Raw genomic sequence first — 17,016 nt, forward strand, 5'->3', positions numbered from 1 at the left:
GGGTTGTGCCCCGGCGTGAAATTTTGTCGGCGATGACCGCGCTGTCAAGAGCCCGACGAGGCCGTCGGCCTTTAGCCAAATCGTAGCAGCGGCCAAAATTTTTTTTCAGACCCTCTTGAACTTTTTTTTGGATTTGCCGATTTTTTGGGCGTCGCAGAGATGCGGCCGGGGCGCCTGCCGGGCCCCGAAATCAAGGCGGGCGCCGGAAGGTGTCCGGTGCCAGCTCGTACCCAACTTGCTCTTTGGAGGATTTGGCTATGAGGTATGATTGGACTCCCCTGTGGAGATCGACCATTGGCTTCGACCGCCTTTTTGACGTTCTCGACGAGGTCCAGCGGACCGCCGAAGAGAGCTATCCCCCCTACAACATCGAGCGGCTCGACGAGAACCGCTTCCAAATCTCGGTAGCGCTCGCCGGGTTCACACCGGACGAGGTGACGCTTACGGTGGAACAGAACGTCCTGACGCTGGAAGGCCATAAAGCCGAGAAGGACGAGAAGACCTTTGTGCATCGAGGAATGTCGACACGCTCGTTCAAGCGCCAGTTCACCCTTGCCGACCACGTCGAGATCAAGGGCGCTCGCTTCGAGAATGGTCTGCTGGTCATCGAGCTTCAACGCGAGATTCCCGAGGCCATGAAGCCGCGGCGCATCGCCATCACGGGCGCAAGCGCGGGGCAGGTCAAGCAGATCGAGGGCAAGGCCGCCTGACCAACCCGCGGCTTGGTTCCGATCGCCACCGCGCGGGTTCTCCCGCGCGGCTACCTTAGTGCGTCTTATGATCGGAGGTTAGCCATGCGGACGACGCCCGCACACGACAACGTCTTCGATTTCAATGCTCTTCTTCACCACATCGCCGAAGCGATCTCCGTCCAATCTTGGGGCTTTAGAGCCTTGAGGGCGGCAGGAAAGAAATCGCGATCTGAAGTCGCTGATGATCTGACCAATCCCGAAGATCCGCTGTTTAGCGAGGCGGCCGAAGAGACGTTCGGCGCGCTACGAGCGCATATCTTGCGATTGGAGCGAGAGGCTGAAGCAGAACGACGCTAATCGAGCTTTCATCCGCCTTTGGAAAAACGAGGGAGGTTCCACATGGCATCGGTCTCAATACCATATGACGAAAAATGCCCCCGGTGTGGTTCTGGGGCAGTTCACCTCGAGTGGCATGAACGCGTCAATCCGCAGGAAGTCCAGGAGCTTTGGCACTGCTGGGACTGCAAAAACGAATTTGTCACCGTCGCAACTTCTGACGAGAAGAAGCCGTCAGTGACTGAGAAGATCACCGAACAATTCTTTACCAGCCTCCTCATCTAATCAATGACGCCCGAGGAGGTCCCGACCAAGGTGTTGCACGGTCTAGTTTCTGCTTCTGGCCGGACCCGAACATCGGCTCGTCGCGGCATAGGTCTCCAGTTGTTCCGCTTGATTCACATAGCTGATGGCGCTCGCCCTTGAAACCCGCCTACCAAGAACAGGATGATTGCCAACCGGGGGAGCGGTAGGTGTCTAGCTATCGGGTATACGTCCTTGATGAAAACGGCCACGTCACAGGGCCGCCGCATGTCATTATGTGCGACGATGACCAACAAGCAATTTACTATGCCAAACTGCAACCGGTTTTCTTCTGGGGTGTGGTGGACATGATGCTGGCGCTTGGATGAGAGCATAGGTGGGCGCGGCGGGTTGTGCGTGGTGAAGCAGGTGGAGTTGACTCTTTCATTGTTAGTCGATGTCACGCTGCTCTGGCTGGCGCTTCGCGGACCACATTGCAACAAACGACTCCCAGATCGATTGTGACGGTCATGGCGGAATCATTCGGCAATTCTTTCTCTATCGTCGAGGTCACCGCAGATGATGCATCGGCGGGAGAGCCCGAAACGGAGATTTGGATTGCGCTGGCCAAGCCGAGCCAGGCGCTGACATTCTCGCTGCAGTGCCTGAAGGATGGACGGCCGAAGTATTGAACGTGCAACTGACGGAAAAGCAGCGAAGTACGTTCGAGAAGCTCAACCTCAAGCCGGGCGATGTCTACAAAATCTCACCGAAGTAAACGGTGTCGATTAGCGGACTTTCGTGAGCGGCAGCCTCTCTCAGTGAGCGGAGAGGCGGCCCCGGCGCGCAGAGGCGCTTGGGGTATCGCCGGGGCCGCTCCGCCAGCTCGGCGGGGGCCGGCAGGTTTTTAACCTTCGGCGATATTCCCTGTTCCTATTCGATGAGAACCGTTGCATAGTTTTCCCTATTTTAGTCTGCCAGTTTCTTGATGGGGTTTTTGCATGCCTAGTTGTATCGAAGATCTGCAGATGCTGCGCTTGATCAAGGCCTTTGAGAAAATAACCGACCTGGACTTCCGGCGCATGGTCGTCCTCAACGTGGAGGAGCAACTGGCGAAGCAGGAGGCGAACGAGCGGCAGGGGAAACGAAATGAAAGACATACAGGCGCACTTGGAGAAGCTTCGCACTCAGATAGCTGAGTGCGAGATGATCCGTGACCTTGCGACGAACCCGTCCAAACGGGAGCTGTTCGGCAAGCTGGCCGAGCACTACAAGGTGTTGGCGACTGAGGTTGAGCGCGCGATGAGCGGGGCCGGGGATACGTTGCTGGGTCGCAAGACCCAAGAGCCGTTTCCAGATGAAAGTCCCCCCGATGCGCCCGGCGTTGGGCGGGCCTGAGCTAAGATGGCTTGGGCGGTGAGCCAGCGGCTGTTCGAATTTGTAGGAGCGCTGGAAACCGTTGCAGTTCGGAGACGTTAGGCGCGGGGCTCCCCTAGGAGTGACGCGATGACAGCGCACCGCCGCCGGATCAAGCAGACGGAAAATTTGGAAAAGCGCCTAGCCGCCGAAGCCAGACGACTGCGCGAAGAAGCCGAAGAACTCCCGATTGGTGCGGCGCGAGATCAGGCCCTGAGGAGAGCCTGCCGATGCGAGATGTGGGTGCGCTCGCCCGGGTTTCGGCCGCCGGGATTGAGCTAGATCAAACCGGTTTGCACCGCCCAGCGCTTTGTTGCTCCATGCGACGGAGCACCCTGATATTGATTGCTTGGTACTGCTGGTGCGCGGTGGCGGGCGGCGCCCTGGTCTACGTCGCCTTCGGACATCCGTAAAAGCCCGACGGCGAAACTGGCGCAAAGTGCATATCCTTCCGGACTTAACCTATGCCAAAGTCACGGCATGAGCAGAGAGATCCTATATCGCGTGCTGGTGATCGGTGCCGGCTGCGTGCCGGTCGCGGCGACGGCCGTTTTGCTTTTCATGAAGTAAGGCGGCGTTCGTTTGCGGAAAGGCATCGGGGCATTTGCAAGGCCATATTGCCCCGACTGATTGCCAGCGGCATCCCTTTGGCAGAATTGTCGCGCCGGCAAGAGCTGCCTCAGGCTTCTCCAGCAAGATGTGTTGACCCAACGGCGTCAATCACCAGCCGACATAGAGCCCGATAAAAAGAAAGAGGCCCCAGTAAAGAAGAGCCCAGCCAATTGGCGACAGCTGAGCCAGCTTCGCGTTGCGATCAGTGTTGTTGAGCATCGATTTCTCCCCATCAGAGTCCGCCTGCCCACGAACGGTAGGGTAGAATATATTATAATATACAATCAATACTGAATTTTCGAAGGCATGGCGCGGCTCAAACGTCGGAAGGAGAGCGGCCCCGGCTCGCAGAGGGGTGTCTGGGGTGGTGCCGGGGCCACGCCCGGCTCCGCGCGGGCAGCCAGCAACATTCTCAAGCTGGCTTGTTTCGCCTGGTTCCTCGCCACCCACACCGTGAAAACTTTGGGGCGGTTTGCGGCTACAGGATCAAGAGACCGAGGGCGACAACGTCTGCCGGTCTCTGGGGGCAGACGCGTCGAGGCGCCCGCGGTGCTGAAATCGCTAGATGGGCCCGAAGGCGCTTACGAGCCCGATCACGATGGGGACCAGGGCGACGACGGACCATAGGGCAGGCGAGCTCGAGGACAGGCCGGCGACAAAGATCCAGACACCGAAGCCGAGGATGAGGGCCGAGATCGCGTATGCCACTGCTTTTTCCATCGGGCGACGCCGCGGATTATCGCCATCCGACTCTCTGGGGACCCAAACGTTCCTATCGGGCAGCGCCCCCGAGGAGCAGCATGGTCCGAACATATTCCGTCGGCGATCGGAAGCCCGCTCGCGTTGAGCTATGATAGACCCCGCCGGCCTTTTGAGCTGGCTGGTTTTTCCTATTGCAACTTTCGCCCCCTACGCGGGATACGGCTTTGTCCACGGGGAACATCACATGCCAACGGCGGCGCGCGAATACGTAGACTTTTGGCTCGAAAATAGCGTTCACGCAGCCGAGCAGCCCGGCCTGAAGGGCGCTTCGCAGAACGTCGACGAACTGGTCGACCGCCTTGTCGAGGGCGCCAAGGGCCAAGGCATCACCCGGGAAGCCCTGGAAACCGAGGTCGGAGATCTCGCAGAGTACATCCGCGACAAACTTGCTACCGCCAATCGAGCCGAGCACGACCGGCGCAAGTGATCGTTGGCAGAGCAATTCCGCGATGGTTCCTAGATAGAAACGAAACATATCGCTGGCGATCTTTCTGTGCCGGGCGTAGCTTTCTCACCATCGCCGAGCGCCCTTCGCATTTATCGGTGATTGAGGACGCCCCATCACAGCGCTCCCGGCCCACTCAAACAGGGACCAGCGCCATGGTGTAGCGCCGCCGTATCGAGCAGATCCAATCGTTGGAAGAACGCCTTCATGGCGGAATCCTTTGGCGACTCTTTCTCCATCGTTGAGCTCACCCCAGACGATACGTTGGCGGAAGAGCCCGCGACGGAGATTTGGATTGCGCTGGCTAAGCCGAGTCAGGCGCTGACAGATACGTTGCTTGAACGTCATCAGCGGTTTGACGGCGACCTTGCGCTTAATCACGCCGCCCGGAGCCATCCATTGGTTCTTGCAGCCGTGCCTGAAGGATGGACGGCCGAACTATTGAACATGCAACTGACGGAAAAGCAGCGAAGAACATTTGAGGAGTTCAACCTCAAGCCTGGCGATGTTTATAAAATCTCATCGAAGTAAGTCGTGCCCAGTTGGCTTTCGGCCGATAGATCCTCGTTACCCGCCTGTTCACGCTGGTCGCTAGCGGCCGCATTACGCGCCGTCGCGTGTGTCGATTTGGTCCACCAGCAAAAACGCCGCCCGCTTAAATGAAGCGCAGGCGGCGGTTTACCAGCCCCGGGAGGGAAGACAAATCCCCGGTAAAGATTGGTCTGAACGGACTATGCGAAGGTTCACCGCTGTAGAGATTTGGGCTGCCATCCCTTGGGCGCGCGCAAGCAATGGCGAAACCATCAACCGCCGCCAAAAACAACAGATCGGCCTCAGATCGAAACCCGTTCCGCGCCGAATTGATGGAGATGAACGAGAATCTGGCTCGCAGCGGGTCGTCGGCTGCTGAAGAGGCGCCGCAAATTAAGCGTCGCAAGGAGATTGGGCCTCAGGTGCAAGCTGAGAAGCAGAGTCTGGGTGAAATAAATAGTACCGCCCAGAAAGCAAGCGCGTCGATGGCGCACAGACAGAAGCTTCGTGAAGCCGTCGCGCGATTGGGGCTCCCATTCGCGATCAGATGCTGAGCCAAAGACAAATAGTGATCAGCAGCGCAATAAGCAAAGCACATTCGAGTTTGTGGTTGTAGGAACGGAGAATTCTACTGTTCCACTTCATGTCGATTGTCCTTGGGCGAATTCCGGGCAGAGCTGGCGTCCATGAGGGACGACATGCAACACGTACGTCGCTGACAGCCTCTATGCCGAGAAAGCCGCGCGCCTGATGGACCGCGCATGCTGTTGAGCCCGGAAATGCCACTTATCGACTTCGCTGCGTGCATCTATCTGGAATGCCTTCCCGCAGGGGCTCGTCACGGCGGATGCTGCGCGGTATGCCGTCAGCTCTTTACGCAAGTTGATTGCGTCTCGCGCTAAAGCGAAATTCGAAGGTTGATGAGGAAGACCCGAAACGTCGCCGTTTTAGCATTGCCGCTGCTCCCTGTTTGATTGGGCGGGAGCGCAACTGGCGTTCTCATCACCGATAGAGGCCATGGGCTGAGCGGTGGTGCGAGGGACTAGACACCCTTTTCATCCGGGAGTCGATATAATTCGCGTCTGACGGTTCGAATGGTCACATCGACACCGAAGCAAATAAAACAGGCGCTATTCCTTCTATCTGGGGCCGTTCCCCATTTCGCGCGCGAGCCTACGAAGCTGGCCGTGCGCTGATACTTGCGAGCTGGCGACGCTCGTCATCCGACAACTTCCAACCCTTGCATTGACTGCAAAGCTGCCTGAAAACGTCATACAGCTTGCTTCGCGCAACTGCGACGACTTCGGTGTCGTCAAATTCGCGCGAGTTCAGGAAAACTGGCAGTGAAAAACTGATCTGATCGCTCTCGATTTGAAACGCGAGGCAAACGTCCTCCCCCCCGTTCGTTGGGCGAAACCATCTCGATGCGCGCGATCTTGATCTTGAACTCATCCATAGCGTCACCTCGCTGGAGCCCTCGCCCAAGGGTACCATCTTTAGCTTTCTGCCGTTAGAGGATTACCAGCCTTCGAGTGGGGTCGGTTACATCAAGACGCTGTCCCATCGCGGGAAGGCTTGGCTCTGCGCTTCCTCAATCATGCATTTCTTGGACAGGTTGGCAGCGATCGCGATACCGGTGAAACCAGGTCGCGCGAGGGTAGAAATTCGTCAAACATTATGCGTGAGCTCAGCCAAGCTTACGGACGTATTAGAATACGCGCTTGCTGGAAAAATGTCGCTGTTAAGGAAAGAGGGAAGGCAGCGCGGTCTGCGCCGATTTTTGGTGCATACCCATGATCTTAGAAGACTATTCCCCGAAATCTCGCCCGGATTTTATACCGTAGAAGAAGCTGCCCAATATGCAGGTATGAGCGAAAGTAGCGTTCGAGCCGCGACGCGAAACGGTCTTTTGCGGTTTGCGCAGTGTCCCAAGCACAGAGGCCGGCGGATGTTTTCAGAAAAAGAGCTGGTCTCGTTTTGCCGAAGATACGTTAGTTCAAATCAACTTGCAGAAGCCTACTCCGTAACTCCGCGGAGAATTTCCAGGGACCTATCTTCGAGTGCGGCTTGGATTTGCGGTCTTTGCCGGTTCGGATTGTGGCGTCGTGGCCGCGCAACGGCACTTCTTGATGCAAAGTATCGCGGATTGGGCCCTCAGGATGTCGCCAAGTCAAAAGCAGGCATGAGTGGGGCCGTCACCCACGTTCAGTGACTTGTGGCCAGTTGTCGGATTGCCGATGGAAGGGGTCGGTGGCTCGATTTCATCGACATACTTGCGCTATCAAGTCCCAACTTTCATCTCCCGAAAGGCAGAGTGTCGGTGACAATTGAAGTGCGTACCTACCAAAAATGGGACCAGTGTTTCAGCGTCTGATCAGAAGGTGCGTCACATCGAAGTGCCGAAGAGGAAGCCTAAGGGAGAAAGTGGCTCTAGTATTCGCCTTCGTCTCCTTTAGCGGAGGTGATGTAGTGTATCGGGTACAATCTCGTGCTGGATGTCAAAGTCAGTCAGCAGACTGAAGGAGTCACGGCGAGCGAATAAGATGCTCGCATCGGTTCTGATTACTGCTGGCGCGGCAGATTTATCGATAGCAGTTTTGATGAGGTCGAGGACGTCTCGAACTTGGATTGGTTCGGCCGTGCTGCTTACGTGAATAGTCTGCCCTCGCTCATCGACGATGAGTAGCTCATTATGAGGACGGCAGATCACATTCCAGGCGCCCCGCGGAGGTCCGGTGACCGATTTGCAATAGGCCATCTAGCTGTCTTTATTCAAGCGTGAGCGTCATCCAGGGACCACGTGCTGAGGGCTGATCTGGTGGGTTAGAAAGATCTCGTGGAATGGTTGGTCACGAGGTCACCATGTCAAAGGATAGTCGTAAGGATGGCGATAAGGATAGGCATACGCCTATCCTCGAAGACGGCGCCGACACGCTGCAGCGTGTCGAGATCATCACCGGGACCGGCCGGCGCCGGCGCTGGTCGACCGGTGCGAAGGGGGCGATTGTCGCGGAGAGTTTTGCGCCGGGTGCAAGCGTGTCCGCGGTGGCGCGGCGACATGACATCAGCCCAAGCCTGTTGTTTCTGTGGCGTCGTCAAACGACGCGGGCGAAGGTCGCGGAGCGCGGGGCCGGAGACGTACCACCTGGCTTTGTGCCGGTCGCGATCACCGGCTGCGGGAGCAAATTGCCGTCGTGCGAGGAGCAGGCGGCAATCGAGATCGAGGTCGGTGCGGTTCGCATCCGTGTCAGGGGGACGGTCGACCGGCGGGCGCTGTGCGAGGTGCTGGCGGCAGTCGGGACGGTTGGCCGATGATCGGGCTGCGACCCGGGTTGTCGATCTGGATCGCGACGCAGCCGGTCGATTTCCGTCGCGGCATGGACTCGCTGGCGATACTGGTGAGCGAGGCGTTTGGAGCCGATCCGTTCGACGGCGGACTTTATATCTTCCGCTCCAAGCGCCGAGATCGCGTGAAGATCCTGACCTGGGACGGAAGCGGCCTTGTCCTTTACTACAAGAGAATCGAGGGGCAGTTCACCTGGCCGCCGATCAAGGAAGGCGTCATGCCGCTATCTCATGCTCAGCTCTCGGTGCTGCTCGACGGCTCAGACTGGAAGCGTGTGCCGATGCGTGTTGTGGATCAGCCAGCACGAGCTGGTTGATCCTTATCAAGAGTAGTTCGTCATTCATGCGGAGTTGTTGTACGATTCCGCTGCATGATTGATTTGCCTTCCGATCCAGCATTGCTCCGACAAGCCGTGATGGCGCTATCGTCACGGCTTGCGGCGTTGTCGGCGGATTGCGGCACGCTGGCGGCCGAGCGTGATGCGGCGATCGCCCAACGCGACGCTGCGGTCCAGGAGAACGACAAGCTCCTGATGATCCTGTCCCAGTACAAGCGCACCATCTTCGGTCCCCGCTCCGAGACACTGGATCCCGGACAGCTGTCTCTCTTCACTATTACGGCGCAGGCGGCCGGTGCTGCCGCCAACGACGACGTGACCGGAGGCAGGCTGCCTGATGGAGCGGAAGGCCGTGGAAAGCGACCGGCGCGACGCAACCGGGGGAAGCTTCCGGAGCATTTGTCGCGCATCGACGTCGTGATCGATATCGAGAGCCACATCTGCCCCTGCTGCGGCGAGCGGCTGCACAAGATCGGGGAAACCGTCAAGGAAGCCTTCGACGTCATTCCGATGCAGTACCGGGGCAAGCGCATTGTGCGTCCGCGGTACGGCTGCCGGGGATGCCGCCAGGGTGTGCTGCAGGCACCCGCGCCGGCCCAGGCGATCGACGGCGGGATGGTGACGGAAGCCTTGCTGGCCCACATCGCGGTGATGAAATACGGCTACCAGCTGCCGCTGTATCGGCAGGAACAGATGTTCGCCGCGCAAGGCATCACGCTCGACCGGCAGACGCTGGCCTCGTGGATGGGCCGCGCCGCCTGGTGGCTGAAGCCGCTTCACACGCTGTTGCGCGACACAGTGATGTCCTACCCGCGGCTGTTTGCCGACGAGACGCCGCTGCCGGTTCTCGATCCCGGCCGTGGCAGGACTAAAGTCTGCCAGTTCTGGGCGATCGCCACCGATGACCGTCCGTGGGGCGGCCTGGCGCCGCCGGCGGTGGTCTACATGTTTGCCGAGGATCGCAAGGCGATCCGCGCCAAGCAGCTGTTCGGGGACTACCACGGCATCCTGCAGGTCGACGGCTATGCCGCCTATAAGGGCCTGATCAAGAACGGCGGCCGGCTGGTGCAGCTGGCGTTCTGCTTCGCGCATGCGCGGCGGAAGTTCTGGGACGTTCACGTCGCGACGAAGTCGCCGATTGCCGCGGAAGCGCTGCAACGGATCGCGATGTTCTACGCCATTGAGGATCGCATCCGCGGTCTGCCGGCGGCGCATCGGGCTGCGGTGCGGCAAACCGACACCAGGCCGCTGATCGAGGACTTCAAACCCTGGCTCGAGGCGCGACTGCTGGAAGTCTCGAAGAAGTCCGGTCTGGGAAAAGCCATCCGCTACACCCTCAACCATTGGGACGGCCTGACGCGCTTCATCGATGACGGACGCATTGAAATAGACAGCAATACGGTCGAGCGCAGCATCAAGCCGATAGGCCTGGGAAAGAAGAACTACTTGTTCGCCGGCAGTGAAGGCGGCGCCGAGACGTGGGCCGTTCTCGCGTCGCTCATCAACACGGCAAAGCTGCAAGACATCGACCCGCGGCACTATCTGACCGATGTTCTCGAGCGCATCGTCTCCGGACGGACAAAGATCAATCAGCTGCACATGCTGTTGCCGTGGAATTGGAAGGCCGAGCGCGACAGCTCGCAGGCAAAGCTCGCCGCCTGATCAGTTCGACGGCAGGGCATCTGGAACTTCTTGCGCATCGCTGGTGTCGTCATAGATCTCCTCGCGGATCACGCGCAGCGTCACCTCGTGCAGATAGACTTGCAACGCCCTCTCCAGCTCGGTGAACTCCGGCAGCAGAACCTTGTCGACGAAGCCTCGTGACGCACGGATCATCACCGTGTTGCGGCGCTGGCGGTGATAACGAAACGGCCGCAGCCCGTACCGGCGGCAAAGCGCCAAGAACAGGTGCCGCGACCATTGGTCAGGAAATGACAACTGCTGCTCGATCGGCGGATCGTGGCGAGCCAGCTCCTCGACCCGGGCACGCACCCGCTGTAGCGCAGCTTCCGCCGCAAGGCGCTCACCGGCAGTTCCGGCACCCGCGAACAACGCCTCGATCTTCCGAAGCTTCTCGCGTAGCTGCGACTCGCTGGTCATTCCGAGGTCCCCGTTGCCCACTCCAACCCGCGATCACCCCATCATCACGCAACGGCAGCGTCAATCACCTCGATCGGGCAATCCAAAGCATTCCGCGCAAGTCAAGGCCGGGCACGGTGATCCTCTCGTGACGCTCACATTCAAGCTGCGCATTCTAGACGACTGCCGGCAGTACTTCCAGGAGGAAGGGGCGTACTATGCGATGAGAAACCTTTCGCAATATATGATAGATAGTCTCGGGTTTTTCGCAGCTAATGGTTTGCAGGTTTCTCAATCTGAATTTGACAAGGCGGCTCAAGTGCCTGATTGTCCTTGCATTAGATTCTCGAGAATTGCTCGACGGTCCATATAGTGGACAGTCCCGCAATAATCGCGAAGGCGTCGTCAAATACTGCGAAAGTTTTCTAGTAGGACTGACCTACGATCAAGCGCTCATCCAGAGACGAGGGGATTGTTCCTGCGAGAGCCGACCACGTATGACCCACTATTTTGGTGGGCCCGTGGATCCCATCGGGAACCCCGCCAACATTGCCCATTTGCGTAGATGTGCGGGCCGTCGCCCGCCCGGACCTCTTCCTAGCCATCGAATGCGCCAGCCACCCCTCCGCCGCCGCGACGACGCGCTCGCAGCAAGTCCCGTGGCCGCTGGCCGCCGAGGAGGCTGTTGACCGACGCGAACCAGTAGGCGAGCCCCCAGTCGTCCTTCCGTTCCTTAGAGGAGTGGCTGCTCCGATCGCCGGGAAGGCACCGATCCGATGGCGGCGAAGGCCCAGTGGAAATTTGAATTCTATTTGAAATTGAATGTCTATTTTGTGTCGCATGATCCATACTGTCTTTTTCTAAGCGCGACATATCGCTGTGAGACGCAGGAGAAGTTCATTGACTGCGCGATTGCTCTTTACGAACGCTGGTCACGCTCCGAGCAACAATCTGGCCCGCAGCTTGCGAAGAGGGGGCGAGCCTGTCTTCATTGTCGGCTGTAATGACGACCAGTTCACTCTGAAGAAATCCGACGCGGACAGACACTATCTCGTTCCGCCCGTGGACCATCCGGAATGGTCCCAGGCACTGCGATGGATTGTCGAAACAGAACGGCTGGATCTCATTGTTCCTACGGTTGATTCTGATCCGGACAGCTTGTCGCGCGTGCGTAAGCATCTGAGTGAGTACCTGTTCCTGCCACGCGCATCCGTGCTCGAAATCTGCCGCGACAAGTCCCACCTCATTACGCTCTTGCGCGCCAACGGCGTCGACGCCCCCGCGAGCTATCAGGTGAAGGACCTGAGGCACGTTACCAGGATCTTTCAGCAGTTGAGGGGCAGGCCACTATGGTGCCGTGTTCGGGACGGGGCTGGCGCGCTTGGTGCGCTGCCGGTTCGGACGCCGGAGCAGGCGCGCAGCTGGATCCGGTACTGGAAGGAGATGCGCGGCGTGCCTGTCTCCTCGTTCATGCTCTCAGAGTACCTGCCAGGCCGCGATTTCGGCTGTCAAAGCCTTTGGAAGGATGGCGAGCTGGTGCTGATCAAGACGTATGAACGACTTTCCTACCTCGGGACAGGCAGCCAACCGGCGGAAGTGTCTTCCGTAGCAGCCCTCGCAAAGACGGTGTTCGAACCGAAGGTCGTCGAGACCTGCATACGGGCGATCAAATTGCTTGATGCAAAGGTGTCCGGCGTCTTCAGCGTGGATCTCAAGGAGAATGCACGCGGCGTTCCTTGCATCACGGAAATCAACGCAGGCCGGTTCTCGTCGGCAACCAACATCTTCGATCTGGTTGGAAAGCACAACATGGCTGCGAGCTATGTCCGGCTGGCGCAAGGTGTGCCGGTCGATATTGAGGACAGTTACGACGCGGCTCCGGATTGGTACATGCTCAGAGGCATCGATGGCCCTCCGTGCATCTTCCACGCTTCCGAATTCTCCGATAACATCAAGAAACCTTGGCAAGGGGCAGGCCCCCGTCGGGGCCGCTTGCAGGCAACCGCAAGAGGCAACTAGCATGGCGGATATCAAGGTCAACAAACGGGTGAACAAGGGTCGCACGTTTATTCGGGTGGCGGTCACACCCAAAAGCACAGAGACGCGCAAGCTGCTTCGTCAATTCCAGGCCGGAGTGAGAGAGTTTGAGAAGGATTGGAAAGCGACCCCAGCCTATCGCGACGCGCAAGCGGCCAAGAAAAAGAGAAAGAAGAAGGCTGCCAAGTAGCGAGGAGAAACAGGTCGTCGCTACGGTCACGATCGATCGAGACCTTGATAGCCATCAGCTGGAGGCGATCCAGCTCGAGCTGCGAGCTCTCGCGCGCTCCTGCGGGCTGGAGGTCAGCAGCATCGAGATCGAAACCTCAGCTCGCCGCTAGGTTGCATTTCAGCGCGGGTTTCCGAGCCCGCGCGTGATTGCGGCGACAGGTTTTGGCTGACCTGGTCTCGGGCAAATTGAGCTAGCTGCCGCATGCGGCATGCTCTTCCAGCGAGAACTGCATCCCGAGTTCCGAGAACAGTGTTGCGGCGATGTTGAGGTGCTGTTCAGCGCTCGTCTGCTGACCAATCCATCGGTAGCGTTTTCCGAGCCCAAGGTGACATTGAGCCGCGAGAGGTCGCAGACCGAGTTCCTCGGCCCTGCGCAGCGTTTCGAGAAAATTTGTCTGGCATTCGTCAAGCTGAGGAGGGTCTGTCGCGCCAAGCTCAGCAAGCAATCGCAGTGCGTACGCTTCGTGGCCGCGCTCGCCATGTTTGCGTGAAAGCATCAGCGCCCGTTGGCCGCACTGCTCGGCCTCGACCGCCCGAAGCTTTCGAAGATATGCCTCACCCAACCGGACCAAGGTCATGGCGAGCCCGCTCATGCGGCGCATTGCGGTCGATTCTCGTTCGGTTTTCTCCAACAGTGCGATGGCCTCGTCGAGGCGGTCGGAGAGGCAATAGGCATATCCAAGGGACGTGCCGATCAGTGGTGTCATCAGTGGCAGAATCCATGAGCGGCAGAGCTCAAGGCCCTCCTCAAGGACGCTGATACCTCGCAGCGCTTCGCCCCGAAGGGCTAGAACAGTGCCAGCTCCGTAACAGGAGAACGCAAGGCTGTAGACGTGGTTCGCAACTCTGGCAATTTCCATGGCCTCTTCCGCAAGGCGCAGGGCCTGGTCGAACTCGCCGAGCTCGGCAAGCGAACACACCAGATAGACCCGCCTGAAAACGCCCTGAACCCCGGTCGTTCCCATCGTGTCGGAGGCGAGATCACCGCGAAGGCGCTCAACGGCCGGAGACAATATTTGGACCGCGCGATGGTGATCTCCCTGTGCCGCCAGAGCGGCTCCCAGGTGTCCACTGACTATCGTCCGAAGCGAGAGGTCGTCCAATTCGTCCGCTATGGACATCGCTCGTTCGCCCGCCTCGATCGCCGGGCCCAATTCGCCCAGCAGGCGATAGTATTGGCATATGAAGGACGATGCCTGACCAAGCCTTCGCTTGTCTGCGAGTTGTGTCGCCTGCGCCTCCACTCTCTGCAGTTGGCCCAGGCATTTCTCAAGGTGGCCCAAGGGGTGAAGTGCGTTTCGGAGATCAAAGCGAATATCGATGGTAAGCTCGATATTGTCTTTGGTCTCAGGCAACTTCTCGAGGATCGCGAGCGCCTGTTCGAACCAGACTCGCCCGTTCTCGAGCGCCGACCGCGAGAGCGCCTTCAATCCGGCCTGACGCAGGTACTGAACAGCCTTGTCCGGCAACTCTCCGCGAACCGCATGCTGCGCAAGACGCTCAATGTGCTCGCCGATCCGGTCCCGATACAGATGCTCGATTGTGCCGACTAGTCGCGCGTGCAGCGCACGCCGTCGCGTCCGCAGCAAGCCGTCATACGTAACCTCGTGGGTGAGCGCGTGTACAAACGAGTACTCTACGTCCGGAAAGAATCCGGACTCGTAGAGAAAGCCGGCCGTCAGCAGCCGATCCAGCGCATCATCCAGCGCGCCTTCCGTCAGGTCGGCCATCGGTCGAAGGACCGCCAACGGAGTCTCGCGGCCTGCAACTGAAGCAATTTGCAAAAGATTCTTGTCACCGGGAAGCAGCCGATCTATTCGCGCCGCCAGGATAGCCTGGACGGTGGGTGGAACCTGAATATTTCCGGTCGGACGCAACAATCGATAGTGACCGCGTTCTCCAGCAAGATATTGGGTCTCCACCAGGGAGCGGACTGTTTCCTCAATGAAAAAGGGATTTCCGCCCCGCGCGATCAGAAGCTGCTTGAGTGAAGCGAGTTCAGGATCTTCACCCAGGAGTGCCTCCAGCAGATAGCGCGTGTCACGGGTCGGCAACGCACTCAGCCGGATCTGATGGTAGTTTTCCTTGCTCCCCCAGTTGTGCTGGTAGTCGGGGCGATAACTGACAAGCAGCATAAGGCGAGCCGATCCCAGGACGGTGACCAAGGCATCGAGCAACTCCTGCGTTTCGCTATCCACCCAATGGAGGTCCTCGAAGATCAAGAGGACCGGTTGTTTGCGAGCCTCCCGCAGCAGTAAACCCTTCACGGCATCGATATTGCGACGCCTGCGTTGAATTGGATCGAGCGTATGCCAGCTTTGGTCGTCGACCGGGATATCGAGCAGCGCGAGTAACGCGGGAAGCGTCGGTTCCAGCCTCTCGTCGAGAGCGAAGATTTTCTCGACCACCTTTCGGCGCATCTCATGGAGCTCATCCCGGTCTTGGATGCCAAAGTAGCTCTTAAGAAGCGCGATGACGGGTAAGTAGCTGGTCGCTCTTCCATGCGAGATCGACGTACTATCGAGCACCAACCAGCCAAGCAGACCGAGCAGCCGATTGGCGTGGGTGAACTCGTAGACGAGACGTGACTTGCCCACGCCCGCCTCGCCAATGATCGCTACCGATTGGCCCGATCCCGTGTCGGCTAGCTGCTGTGCGCGCCGCAGCTCATCGAGCTCGGCCTCGCGGCCGATAAATTGGGTTAGGCCCCGAATCGTAGCGGCCTGCAAACGAGTGCGCGCCGGCCCCGCTCCGATGACCTCATAGACCTCCTCGGGCTCGGCAAGCCCCTTAATCGGCAGCGGCCCTAGCGACCGCGCCATGACGTATCCCTCAGCCAATCGGATGGTCTTCTTCGTCGTCAAGATCGAGCCGGGCTGCGCCAACTGCTCCATGCGCGAAGCCAAGTGCACGGTCTCACCGACAACGGTGTATTCTCTATCAAGCTCGTTGCTGATCGCGCAGATGACGACTTCGCCCGAGTTGAGTCCAACGCGAATCATGAGGGAGCTATGATCAGATTGATCGATACCCTCCGCCAATTTGGCCAAGGAGTCCTGCATCATCAGCGCGGCGTAACAAGCCCGCACGGCATGATCCTCATGGGCGAGCGGCGCGCCAAAAATGGCCATGATACCGTCGCCAAGGATCCTGTTGACCGTGCCCTCATAACGGTGGACGGCTTCGCACATCCGCTCGAGCACAGGGTTGAGGATCGCCTGTGCACTCTCCGGATCTTGGCCGGATATCAGGGCCAGTGAGCCCGTGATGTCAGCGAACAGCACGCTAACCTGTTTTCGTTCGCCCGCGAGTTCGGCGGTAGAGGCGAGATTGTCGTCAGGGATGAGTTGGGCAGTCCGTGGTCTCACCGCCTGAGAGCGCGCGGAGAGGTAGTTTGCGGCGCCCTGACCGGTTGGATGACCGCAATGCGAACAGAACTTGGCCGTCGGCGAAACCTCAGTGCCGCAGTTCGCGCAAACGGGGGTCAGTGCCAAAGCACATTGTTCGCAGAACTTCGCCGCTGCGCCGTTTACGTGCTGGCACCTCGGACAAATCATTTAGGTTCCTAAAAAGGTCGTACCCACGGTACCGTCGAACTCCATTGTCAACAAGCTGGTTTTCGGCCCAGCGGCCAAGCCGACGGCCCCCAAAAGACCTGCATTTTGATGCAATTAGTGCTTCGCTGGCTTTGCAACCGTGCCGCGAGCGCAGGCACTTGGCTTCCAGACTGGAGAGAGCCCACCTCCCACCGCTACCTTAAGCCTCGGAGCGCCGATAGGCTTACGAGGCTGTCTAGTCGAGTTCCCCTATCGGGGGAGTTTCGGGATTGGAGACAGAGGGCGCCGCAGGCGGCGGGAGCACCCCGTAAGATGCTTCGCAAGACTTGCGCTCGTGCGACACTGCCTGCGCGGCCGTGCTTCGCCGTCCCCGGTTGGAACGATGAAGCTAC

17 protein-coding genes are annotated in these 17,016 nt (G+C 59.0%); 14 read left to right on the forward strand and 3 right to left on the reverse strand.

The genetic code is table 11. From position 1 onward, the window contains the following. The first annotated feature begins 257 nt into the window (after positions 1-257). The 6 genes from AC629_RS02010 (at position 258) to AC629_RS02030 (ending at position 2,669) form a co-directional block, all read left to right on the forward strand. A complete protein-coding gene (locus tag AC629_RS02010; RefSeq protein WP_084803102.1) occupies positions 258-710 on the forward strand; it encodes an Hsp20 family protein in 453 nt (150 codons plus the stop codon). A gap of 84 nt (positions 711-794) precedes the next feature. Continuing rightward, a complete protein-coding gene (locus tag AC629_RS46435; protein ID WP_168195366.1) occupies positions 795-1,049 on the forward strand; it encodes a hypothetical protein in 255 nt (84 codons plus the stop codon). A gap of 452 nt (positions 1,050-1,501) precedes the next feature. After that, complete coding sequence (locus AC629_RS46440; RefSeq protein ID WP_168195367.1) at positions 1,502-1,660, forward strand: hypothetical protein; 159 nt, start codon at positions 1,502-1,504, stop codon at positions 1,658-1,660. A 132-nt stretch (positions 1,661-1,792) separates the two neighbouring features. After that, entirely contained in the window at positions 1,793-1,963 is a 171-nt protein-coding gene (locus AC629_RS02020) for a hypothetical protein (RefSeq protein WP_245331671.1), read from the forward strand. Positions 1,964-2,299: 336 nt separating this feature from the next. After that, positions 2,300-2,470 (forward strand): hypothetical protein, encoded by a 171-nt coding sequence (locus tag AC629_RS02025; RefSeq protein WP_245331678.1) that lies wholly within the window; start codon positions 2,300-2,302, stop codon positions 2,468-2,470. 7 nt (positions 2,471-2,477) lie between these two features. Further along, complete coding sequence (locus AC629_RS02030) at positions 2,478-2,669, forward strand: hypothetical protein (RefSeq protein WP_168195363.1); 192 nt, start codon at positions 2,478-2,480, stop codon at positions 2,667-2,669. 1,191 nt (positions 2,670-3,860) lie between these two features. Here AC629_RS02030 and AC629_RS46445 read toward each other — a convergent pair. Next, positions 3,861-4,007 carry a hypothetical protein gene (locus tag AC629_RS46445; protein ID WP_168195364.1) on the reverse strand — a complete coding sequence of 49 codons (147 nt, stop codon included), beginning with the start codon at positions 4,005-4,007 and terminating at the stop codon, positions 3,861-3,863. Positions 4,008-4,149: 142 nt separating this feature from the next. Here AC629_RS46445 and AC629_RS02040 point away from each other — a divergent pair, with 142 nt between their 5' ends. The 6 genes from AC629_RS02040 to tnpC all read left to right on the forward strand — a co-directional run bounded on the left by AC629_RS02040 (position 4,150) and on the right by tnpC (position 10,382). Beyond that, positions 4,150-4,488 (forward strand): hypothetical protein, encoded by a 339-nt coding sequence (locus AC629_RS02040; RefSeq protein WP_245331672.1) that lies wholly within the window; start codon positions 4,150-4,152, stop codon positions 4,486-4,488. 225 nt (positions 4,489-4,713) lie between these two features. Next, positions 4,714-5,037 (forward strand): hypothetical protein, encoded by a 324-nt coding sequence (locus tag AC629_RS02045; RefSeq protein ID WP_084803106.1) that lies wholly within the window; start codon positions 4,714-4,716, stop codon positions 5,035-5,037. Positions 5,038-6,769: 1,732 nt separating this feature from the next. Next, entirely contained in the window at positions 6,770-7,249 is a 480-nt protein-coding gene (locus tag AC629_RS50380) for a helix-turn-helix domain-containing protein (RefSeq protein WP_502692998.1), read from the forward strand. A 650-nt stretch (positions 7,250-7,899) separates the two neighbouring features. After that, positions 7,900-8,352, forward strand: coding sequence for an IS66-like element accessory protein TnpA (gene tnpA / locus AC629_RS50385; protein WP_168195369.1), 453 nt, complete (start codon positions 7,900-7,902; stop codon positions 8,350-8,352). Beyond that, on the forward strand, positions 8,349-8,699 hold the full coding sequence (gene tnpB, locus AC629_RS02075) for an IS66 family insertion sequence element accessory protein TnpB (protein WP_084803111.1): 351 nt from the start codon (positions 8,349-8,351) through the stop codon (positions 8,697-8,699). Before tnpA ends, tnpB begins: the two co-directional genes overlap by 4 nt. A gap of 99 nt (positions 8,700-8,798) precedes the next feature. Further along, entirely contained in the window at positions 8,799-10,382 is a 1,584-nt protein-coding gene (gene tnpC / locus AC629_RS02080) for an IS66 family transposase (protein WP_084803112.1), read from the forward strand. Here tnpC and AC629_RS02085 read toward each other — a convergent pair whose 3' ends face one another. Continuing rightward, on the reverse strand, positions 10,383-10,820 hold the full coding sequence (locus tag AC629_RS02085) for a hypothetical protein (RefSeq protein WP_084803113.1): 438 nt from the start codon (positions 10,818-10,820) through the stop codon (positions 10,383-10,385). A gap of 879 nt (positions 10,821-11,699) precedes the next feature. On the opposite strand from AC629_RS02085, the gene AC629_RS02090 reads away from it, so the two are divergent. Together AC629_RS02090 and AC629_RS02095 are read left to right on the forward strand one after the other, a co-directional pair. Then, positions 11,700-12,818, forward strand: a complete 1,119-nt coding sequence (locus AC629_RS02090) for an ATP-grasp domain-containing protein (RefSeq protein WP_143198849.1) — start codon at positions 11,700-11,702, stop codon at positions 12,816-12,818. Between the two features lies 1 nt (position 12,819). Continuing rightward, the gene (locus tag AC629_RS02095) at positions 12,820-13,026 is read left to right on the forward strand and encodes a hypothetical protein (RefSeq protein WP_084803115.1); all 207 of its coding nucleotides are present in this window, start codon (positions 12,820-12,822) and stop codon (positions 13,024-13,026) included. Positions 13,027-13,258: 232 nt separating this feature from the next. Here the strand turns inward: AC629_RS02095 and AC629_RS02100 are convergent, their stop codons facing one another. After that, positions 13,259-16,624 (reverse strand): adenylate/guanylate cyclase domain-containing protein, encoded by a 3,366-nt coding sequence (locus AC629_RS02100; RefSeq protein ID WP_084803116.1) that lies wholly within the window; start codon positions 16,622-16,624, stop codon positions 13,259-13,261. Positions 16,625-17,016 lie beyond the last annotated feature (392 nt).

The organism is Bradyrhizobium sp. NAS80.1, from assembly GCF_001908205.1.
Lineage (GTDB): Bacteria > Pseudomonadota > Alphaproteobacteria > Rhizobiales > Xanthobacteraceae > Bradyrhizobium.

Bases quoted from the DNA above. Each gene is read 5' to 3' on its own strand.
- AC629_RS02010 (WP_084803102.1), top strand. From the start codon at position 258: ATGAGGTATGATTGGACTCCCCTGTGGAGATCGACCATTGGCTTCGAC.
- AC629_RS46435 (WP_168195366.1), top strand. From the start codon at position 795: ATGCGGACGACGCCCGCACACGACAACGTCTTCGATTTCAATGCTCTT.
- AC629_RS02025 (WP_245331678.1), top strand. From the start codon at position 2,300: ATGCTGCGCTTGATCAAGGCCTTTGAGAAAATAACCGACCTGGACTTC.
- AC629_RS02030 (WP_168195363.1), top strand. From the start codon at position 2,478: ATGATCCGTGACCTTGCGACGAACCCGTCCAAACGGGAGCTGTTCGGC.
- AC629_RS02040 (WP_245331672.1), top strand. From the start codon at position 4,150: ATGATAGACCCCGCCGGCCTTTTGAGCTGGCTGGTTTTTCCTATTGCA.
- AC629_RS02045 (WP_084803106.1), top strand. From the start codon at position 4,714: ATGGCGGAATCCTTTGGCGACTCTTTCTCCATCGTTGAGCTCACCCCA.
- AC629_RS50380 (WP_502692998.1), top strand. From the start codon at position 6,770: ATGTCGCTGTTAAGGAAAGAGGGAAGGCAGCGCGGTCTGCGCCGATTT.
- tnpA (WP_168195369.1), top strand. From the start codon at position 7,900: ATGTCAAAGGATAGTCGTAAGGATGGCGATAAGGATAGGCATACGCCT.
- tnpB (WP_084803111.1), top strand. From the start codon at position 8,349: ATGATCGGGCTGCGACCCGGGTTGTCGATCTGGATCGCGACGCAGCCG.
- tnpC (WP_084803112.1), top strand. From the start codon at position 8,799: ATGGCGCTATCGTCACGGCTTGCGGCGTTGTCGGCGGATTGCGGCACG.
- AC629_RS02085 (WP_084803113.1), bottom strand. From the start codon at position 10,820: ATGACCAGCGAGTCGCAGCTACGCGAGAAGCTTCGGAAGATCGAGGCG.
- AC629_RS02095 (WP_084803115.1), top strand. From the start codon at position 12,820: ATGGCGGATATCAAGGTCAACAAACGGGTGAACAAGGGTCGCACGTTT.
- AC629_RS02100 (WP_084803116.1), bottom strand. From the start codon at position 16,624: ATGATTTGTCCGAGGTGCCAGCACGTAAACGGCGCAGCGGCGAAGTTC.